6 protein-coding genes are annotated in these 7,640 nt (G+C 72.7%); all 6 read right to left on the bottom strand.

The genetic code is table 11. The features are described from left to right. Positions 1 to 596, bottom strand: a 596-nt coding sequence (locus tag CCN56_RS30530; RefSeq protein ID WP_256962255.1) for a response regulator transcription factor, incomplete at its 3' end; no start/stop codon positions are given. A 26-nt stretch (positions 597 to 622) separates the two neighbouring features. Next, complete coding sequence (locus tag CCN56_RS30535) at positions 623 to 1,936, bottom strand: sensor histidine kinase (RefSeq protein WP_086831170.1); 1,314 nt, start codon at positions 1,934 to 1,936, stop codon at positions 623 to 625. A gap of 86 nt (positions 1,937 to 2,022) precedes the next feature. Beyond that, positions 2,023 to 4,257: a VCBS repeat-containing protein gene (locus tag CCN56_RS30540; protein WP_086831171.1), complete on the bottom strand. Its 2,235-nt coding sequence runs from the start codon at positions 4,255 to 4,257 to the stop codon at positions 2,023 to 2,025. A gap of 102 nt (positions 4,258 to 4,359) precedes the next feature. Then, on the bottom strand, positions 4,360 to 5,229 hold the full coding sequence (locus tag CCN56_RS30545) for an alpha/beta hydrolase (protein ID WP_086831172.1): 870 nt from the start codon (positions 5,227 to 5,229) through the stop codon (positions 4,360 to 4,362). A 104-nt stretch (positions 5,230 to 5,333) separates the two neighbouring features. After that, entirely contained in the window at positions 5,334 to 6,563 is a 1,230-nt protein-coding gene (gene kynU, locus CCN56_RS30550) for a kynureninase (protein ID WP_086831173.1), read from the bottom strand. Continuing rightward, positions 6,556 to 7,407: a tryptophan 2,3-dioxygenase gene (locus CCN56_RS30555; RefSeq protein WP_086831174.1), complete on the bottom strand. Its 852-nt coding sequence runs from the start codon at positions 7,405 to 7,407 to the stop codon at positions 6,556 to 6,558. Before CCN56_RS30555 ends, kynU begins: the two co-directional genes overlap by 8 nt. Between the last annotated feature and the right edge of the window lie 233 nt (positions 7,408 to 7,640).

The following is a 7,640-nucleotide window of genomic DNA, read 5'->3' on the forward strand; positions in this document are numbered from 1 at the left end:
GGTGAAACTGGGCCTGCGACCGGACGCAGGCCCAGTTTCACCAGGATGCGGCTGACGTGCGTCTTGATCGTCGACTCGGCGACGACGAGGTGGCCGGCGATCTCGGCGTTCGACAGGCCCTGCGCGATGAGGACGAGGACCTCCGTCTCCCGCTCGGTCAGCTCCCCGATCTGCGCCATCGCCGGCGGGCGCGGAGACGTCCCCGGCGCCTTCGCGAACTCGGTGATCAGCCGCCTCGTGACGGTCGGCGCGAGCAGCGCCTCGCCGGACGCGACGACCCGCACGCCCTCGGCGAGCTGCCGGGCCGAGGCGTCCTTGAGGAGGAAGCCGGAGGCCCCGGCGCGCAGCGCCTGGTACACGTACTCGTCGAGGTCGAAGGTCGTCAGGACGAGCACCTTCGCGTCCGCGTCGGCGGCGACGATCTCCCGGGTGGCCTCGATGCCGTTCAGCTCGGGCATCCGGATGTCCATGAGGACCACGTCGGGGTGGAGGGCGGCGACCTGCTCGATCGCCTCCCGGCCGTTGACCGCCTCGCCGACGACCTCGATGTCCGGCATCGCGCCGAGCAGCACGGAGAAACCCTCACGGACCATCATCTGGTCGTCGACGATCAGTACGCGGATCACGACTGCGGCTCCTCACGGCTCTCTTCACGGCTGACGGGGACGAAGGCCGCCACCTCGTACCCACCGTCCTCGGTCGCCCCGGCCGTCATCTGCCCGCCCAGCATCGTCACACGCTCCCGCATGCCGGTGATGCCGTGGCCGGCGCCCGGGGAAGGCTGCACGAGGCCGCGCGCGGGGCCGTTGGCGATCCGTAGGCCGAGACCGCCCAGGACATAACTGACCTCGACCTTCGCGGCGGCGCCCGGGGCGTGCCGCAGGACGTTCGAGAGGGCCTCCTGGACGATCCGGTACGCGGAGAGCTCCACGCCCTGCGGCAGCTCGCGCACCGCGCCGGTCACCGTCTTCTCCACGTCGAGCCCGGCCTCGCGGACGTTGTCGACGAGCGTGTCCAGGTCGCCGAGGGTCGGCTGCGGGGCGTCGGGCGCCTCGTAGTCCTCGGCCCGTACGACCCCGAGGATGCGGCGCAGCTCGGTCAGCGCGGCGACGGCGTTCTCCCGGATCGTGAGGAACGCCTGCTCCAGCTCCGGCGGCGGGTTCTCCACCCGGTAGGGCGCGGCCTCCGCCTGGATGGCGACCACCGACATGTGGTGGGCGACGACGTCGTGCAGCTCGCGGGCGATGGTCGTCCGCTCCTCCAGGACGGTCCGCTTGGAGATCTCCTGGAGGGTGACGGTCTGCTGGGCGGTGACCTCGCGGGTCGCCTGGCGGCGGACCTGGAAGACGGTGACGGTGAGGAGGACGAGGGCCGCGACGAACAGCAGCGGGACCGAGTCGGAGCTCGTGCCGATCCCGAGGAACATCTCGGCGAAGAGGCAGTAGCCCGCCGTCACCAGCCACATCCACACGGCCGTACGGGGCCGGGAGCGGGCGGCGACGACGAGGAGGACCACCAGATGGGCGGCGAGCGAGTTCGCCGCCCAGGGCCAGCCGCCCTCGTACCCCACGAACGGTGTCGTCGCGAGCGAGGCCCAGAAGGCGAGGACGGGCCGGACCAGGGTGAGCATCACGATCGCGGCCGGCGCGAGCGTGGCCACGAGCCCGATCGGGCCGATACCGCCGCTGTAGCGTGCGAACCCGATGAGGAAGACGATCGCCGCCATGAACGTGACGGCCGCGTGCGGCAGCAGACCTGCGTACACCCGTATCCGCGCCGGAAGGAAGCGCGTCGGGCCGCTCTCCACGTCCATGCGCGGCAGCGGCCGGTAGGCGAAGGCGTCGTGGAAGAGTTCCTGGCGCAGGCCACCGAGCGCCACCTGCACCAGGCGGAACTCGGGGCTGCGGCTCGTCTCGGAGGACTGTGTCTGGGTCACACCGAAGACGGTACGGGCGGCGGGGGACCCGGTCGTCCCGCTGGATGCGGATCCTTCCGGGTCCCCCTTGAGGACTAGAGCGGGCCTCAGGCGACGCTGTTGAACTTGGTGCCCTCGCCCGCGTACAGGTTCGTCGTCAGGCGCGCGAACGGCGCCGTGGCCGAGCCGGTGGGCTTGTAGACGTACGTGCCGCCCGTCCCGTACGCGATCAGGTCCGGGCGCCCGTCGGCGTTCACGTCGCCGGCGCCGACGAGCTGGGAGAAGGCACCCCAGCCGGAGCCGACCTTCACCCGGGTGGTGAAGCCGCCGGAGCCGTTGCCCTGGTAGAGCCACAGGACGCCGGAGGTGTCGCGGGCGACCAGGTCCCCGGCGGCCGTGCCGGCGATGTTGCCGACGGCGGTGAGCTGGTTGTAGACGCCCCAGCCGGAGCCGACCTTCACGCGGGTGGCGAAGGGGGCGGTGGCGCTGCCGGTGCCCTTGTAGAACCACAGCACGCCGGAGGCGTCCGTGGCGAGGAGGTCGGCGCGGCCGTCGCCGTTGAGGTCGGAGCCGCCGGTGAGCTTGTTGTAGCCGCCCCAGCCGGAGCCGATCTTGACGCGGGTGGCGAAGGTGCCGTCGCCCTTGCCCTGGTACTGCCACAGCACGCCGGTGCCGTCGAGGGCGATCAGGTCGCCGACCGAGTTGCCCGAGATGTTGCCGACGGCCTCGATCTGCTTGTACGTGCCCCAGCCCGAGCCCACCTTGGTGCGCTGGGCGGTCCTGATCTGGCCGTCCACCGGGCGGTCCCGCAGGTCGTCGCGCCACAGCACGCCGGCGGCGTCCCGGGCCAGGACGTCGGTGGAACCGTTGTTGGTGTAGTCGTGCGGGTTGGCGGTGCGGGTGACGTTCATGAGCCAGCCCTGGTAGGCGGGCTCGCCGGTGCCGTCGGCCAGTGTCGCCTCGGCCTCCACCGCGTACGTGCCGTTCGGCGCGTCGACCCCGGCGATGACGCCGTCCCAGTCGAAGGAGAACAGCGTGCCGCTCGCGGGGGCGGCCAGGCGCTTCCTGAACTCCTTGCCGGTGGCGGTGTGCGTGAGGGTGACGTCCACGACGGCGTCGGCACGCGACAGCGTCCAGCCCAGGGTCGTCTTGCCGCCGGTCTGGTCGAGGTTCACCGCGTCGGGGACGTCGACCTGCTGGATCTCCAGCGGCTGCTGGGGCTCCGGCTCCGCCGTCTTCCCGACCTCGGCGACCTTGGTGACGGTCGGGGCGCCTTCCGCACCGGCCACGAGGCGGAACAGGCCGTCGCCGTCCACGGCCCGGCTGCCGAGCAGCACCGCGGTGCCGTCGGTCGCGGAACTCCCGCGCGAGGCCGAGACGCCGAGGTCGACGGTCTCGTCACTGGTCAGGTTGCGGGCCTTGGCGGGGTGATCGGCGTTGCCGTAGACCAGCCACTCGCCCACGAGCGTGCTGTACCACTCACCGTCGTGGGCGCCCAGGACGGTCTCTTTCTGCTCGCCCGTCTTGCGGTCGACGGACGTGATGTAGTCGCCGGTACCGGACTTGTAGCCGAACCAGGTCACGTGCGAGGCGGAGAAGCCCAGACCGCCGAAGCCGTACCCGGACTCGGGAGCGGCGTACGTCGCGGTGACCGTCCCGGCCGCCACGTCGATCATGGCCCGGCCGCCGACCCGCTTGTCCGCCGGCCCCGTCTCGTACCCGACGAAGACCTGGCCGTCCTTGGCCTGCGAGCCGAAGAAGTCGGTGGCGTCCGCAGGCAGGCCCGCGATCTTGCTGCTGGTCGTCGTGGCGCCGTCCTTGGTCACGACGTGCAGTTCCGCCGTGCCGTCGGCGTTCGTGATCTGCGCGAGGACGCTGGTCGGGCTCAGCACGGCCACGTAGTTGCCGTTCAGCGCGCCGAGGTCGATGGAGGCGACGGGGGCGGTGGGGTCGGCCATGTTCCGCAGGGTGATCGAACGGAAATTGGCGGTCCAGCCGGCGTCGCCGAGGACGACCACGTCACCGGCCCCCACGGACCAGCCCTTGGGGTCCTGGAGCGGGATCGGGGCGCTGCCGTCGTACGGCGTCCACAGCAGGTTCCTCGTCCCGTCCTGGGCGAAGGAGTAGGTGAGGAAGCCGGAGGTGGCCGCGCCCCCGAAGTCGCTGCCTTCCGGGTAGACGGGAAGGGCGGTGTCCGCCGTCTCGGCCGGGGCCGCGACGGCGGCCGGCGTCGCCGCGAAGGCTGCCGGGGCGGTGGCCAGGGTGCCGGCACCGAGGGCGGTGACGGCGAGGACGACCGTGACAGCCGTGGTGAGACGGGTGCCGGTGGAGCGGAGCTGCAAGGTGAAACCCCCACGAGTCTGATTCGGGCACGGCAGTGCGTGCTTGATCAGACTCGTGATCGATTCGAAGGGTTGTACGGGAAGCCCGGGGATTCCGGCCGCTCACCAGGCCAGCTGGGCGATCTCCTCCGCCACCACCGCGCACGCGTCCGCCGCCGGGTCGATCAGCGGGAAGTGACCGATCCCCTCCAGGAGCGTGAGGCCGACCTCCTCGCCCGCCTTCGCCGCCGCCTCCGCGTACGCCTCGGCCACGGCGTACGGGACGACGATGTCCTCGCGGCCCTGGACGACGGTGGTCGCGATGCCGGTCGGGAGGAGGACGGACGGGTCCGTGGAGGCGGCCCGTTCCTCGTACTTCGCCTCGCCGCCCAGGAGTTCCGTGACCGCGCCGCCGCACACCCCGAGCTCCACCGCCCGCGCGAAGTGGGAGATCGGGGCGAGGGCGACGACCCCGCGCAGCTCCGGCGGGGCCGGCAGGCGCCAGGGCGCGTCCGCCGGCAGGACGTGCCGGGCGGCGGCCCACAGCGCGAGGTGGCCGCCCGCCGAGTGGCCGGTGAGGACGGTCCGCCGCGGGTCGGCCTGCGGGAGGTGCGCGGCGGCCAGGTCCGGTACGGCGTCCAGGGCGGCCGCCACGTCGTCGAAGGTCTCCGGCCAGCGCCCCGCCACCGGAGCCGTACCGCCCTGGTGGGGGAGGCCGGGGCCGCGCCGGTACTCGACGCTCGCCACGGCGAAGCCCCGGCGGGCCAGGAAGTCCACGAACGGGGTCAGGTGCTGCCGGTCGTACGGGGCCCGCCAGGCGCCGCCGTGCAGGGCGACGACGAGCGGCGCCCGGGTGCGCCCGTCGCGCGGGGCGTAGAAGTCGACCACCTGGTCCGGGTGGTCGCCGTACGCGGCGGTGGCGTCCGGGGCGACGGCCGGGTGCGAGAAGGCCGACGCCTCTTCGGCGGCATCGCGCGCGGCGGGGTCCGGCATGCTGTTCCAACCTCTCGGGTACGCGGCCGAATTGGCCTGACCTGCGGGGACGGTACCAGCACCGGAACCCCCGCAGATCAGGCGATCATCCGACGAGATCAGGGCTACCGGAGAACCTCCGCGAGGACCCTCGCCGCCCGCTCCGCGTCCGCGAAGCCCACGTACAGCGGCGTGAAGCCGAACCGCAGGACGTCCGGACGGCGCAGGTCCCCGACGATCCCGCGCTTGATCAGCTCGGTCATGACGGCGGGCGCGTCCGCGCAGCGCAGCGCCACCTGGCTGCCGCGCTCGCCGTGCTCCCCGGGGGTCACGGAGGTGACCCGGCCCTCGGGGACGTACGCCCGCACGCACTCCAGGAAGAAGTCCGTCAGGGCGAGGGACTTGGCCCGCACGTCCTCGATCGCGACCCCGTCCCAGACGTCGAGCGCCGCTTCCAGGGCCAGCATGGAGAGGATGTCGGGCGTGCCGACCCGGCCCTTGAGCGCGCCCGGCGCCGCCTCGTAGCCGGGGGTCATCGCGAACGGGTCCGTGTGCGAGTTCCAGCCGGGCAGCGGCGAGTCGAAGGCGGCCTGGTGGCGCTCGGCGACGTACAGGTACGCGGGCGAGCCGGGGCCGCCGTTCAGGTACTTGTAGGTGCAGCCGACGGCCAGGTCGACCCCGTGCGCGTCCAGGCCGACGGGCAGGGCGCCCGCGCTGTGGCACAGGTCCCAGACGGCGAGCGCGCCCGCCGCGTGGAGCGCGGCGGTGAGCCCGGGCAGGTCCTGGAGCCGGCCCGTGCGGTAGTCGACGTGGTTGACGAGCGCGAGGGCCGTGCGGTCGCTCACCGCGGCCGCCATGTCGGCCGGGTCGCATGCCACGATCTCGTGACCCGTCATCCGCGCCGCGGACTGCGCGATGTACCCGTCCGTGGGAAAGGTCGTCGCGTCGACGAGGATCTCGTGCCGGTCGTCACCGCTGATCCGGGCGGCGGCGACGACCGCCTTGAAGACGTTCACGCTCGTCGAGTCGCCGACCACGATCTGCCCCGGGGCGGCGCCCACGATCGGGGCGATCCGGTCGCCGATCCGCTCGGGCGCGGTCCACCAGCCGGACTCGTCCCAGGAGCGGATGCGCAGCTCGCCCCACTCGCGGGTGATGACGTCGGCCATGCGGGCCGGGACGTGCGCGGGCAGCGCGCCGAGCGAGTTGCCGTCGAGGTAGACGGTCCCCTCGTCGAGGGCGAACTTCGCGCGGTGCCCGGCCAGTGCGTCGGCGGCGTCGAGCTCGGCGGCCCGCTTCAGGAGGTCGTCGGCCGCGTCAGGACGCGCCGCCTCCTTCTCGTACGACTCAGACATGGCTGCGGGCCGTCCAGAGCTCGGGGAACACGTTCTTCTGGGCCCGCTTCTCCAGCCAGGCCACGCCGGCGGAGCCGCCGGTGCCGGTCTTCGCGCCCATCGCGCGCCGGGTTGCGACCAGGTGGTCGTTGCGCCAGCGCCAGACCAGTTCGGCGACGTCGCTGAGGGCCTCGCCGAGCCGGACGAGCTCGCCGTTCTGGTCGGCGTCCGCGTAGATCCCGGCCCAGACCGCCTCGACCTCGGGCGAGGGCTCGTACCGCTGCGCCAGGTCACGGCCGAGGACCGAGGCCGGGACGGGCAGGCCGCGCCGGGCGAGCAGCCCGAGGACCTCGTCGTACAGGCTCGGCTCGTGCAGCGCCTTCTCCAGCTCGGCGTGGACGCGGGGCGCGCCCCGGTGCGGGACGAGCATGGACGCGGACTTCTCGCCGAGCAGGAACTCCATCCGCCGGTACATCGCCGACTGGAAGCCGGAGCCCTCGCCGAGCGCCGCCCGGTAGGCGTTGAACTGGCCGGGGGTGAGCTGGGCGAGCGGACGCCAGGAGTGGTTGAGCGCCTCCAGCTCGCGCACGGAGCGCTTGAGCGCGTCCATCGCGACGGGGACGCGGTCCTCGCGCAGGGCGCGGCTCGCGGTCTCCCACTCGTGGACGATCACCGTGAACCACAGCTCCATGACCTGGGTGGTGACCAGGAAGACCATCTCGCCGGGGTCGTCCGAGCGGAGGTGCTGGAGGTGGGTGAGGACGTCCGCCTGGACGTAGTCCTCGTACGGCGTCGTGCCCGCGAAGTCGAGGTTCGGTGCGTCGACGACCGATCCGGCTCCGGAGGCATCGGGGAAGGTGGACATTTCTGTCTCCTCGATACGTGCTACCGGGTAGCGGTCCGCTCCACCGCGAGCGCTGGGCGCCACGGGAGCTCCGGTCCCCTCGGGAGGCGTGCTTCTTCGCGCGCGTCCCAAGCGCATCATGACACGATCGGGCCCGTGATGTAGATCCCCTCTTCGTCATACGGAAAGGCGTTCGATCGACAGCCGCCCAGGCCCTTGATCTGCTGCGTCACCGCGGGCGCGGGCCTGCCCGG

Source organism: Streptomyces sp. NRRL B-24572, assembly GCF_002156145.1.
In the GTDB taxonomy this organism is placed as follows: Bacteria; Actinomycetota; Actinomycetes; order Streptomycetales; family Streptomycetaceae; genus Streptomyces; species Streptomyces vietnamensis.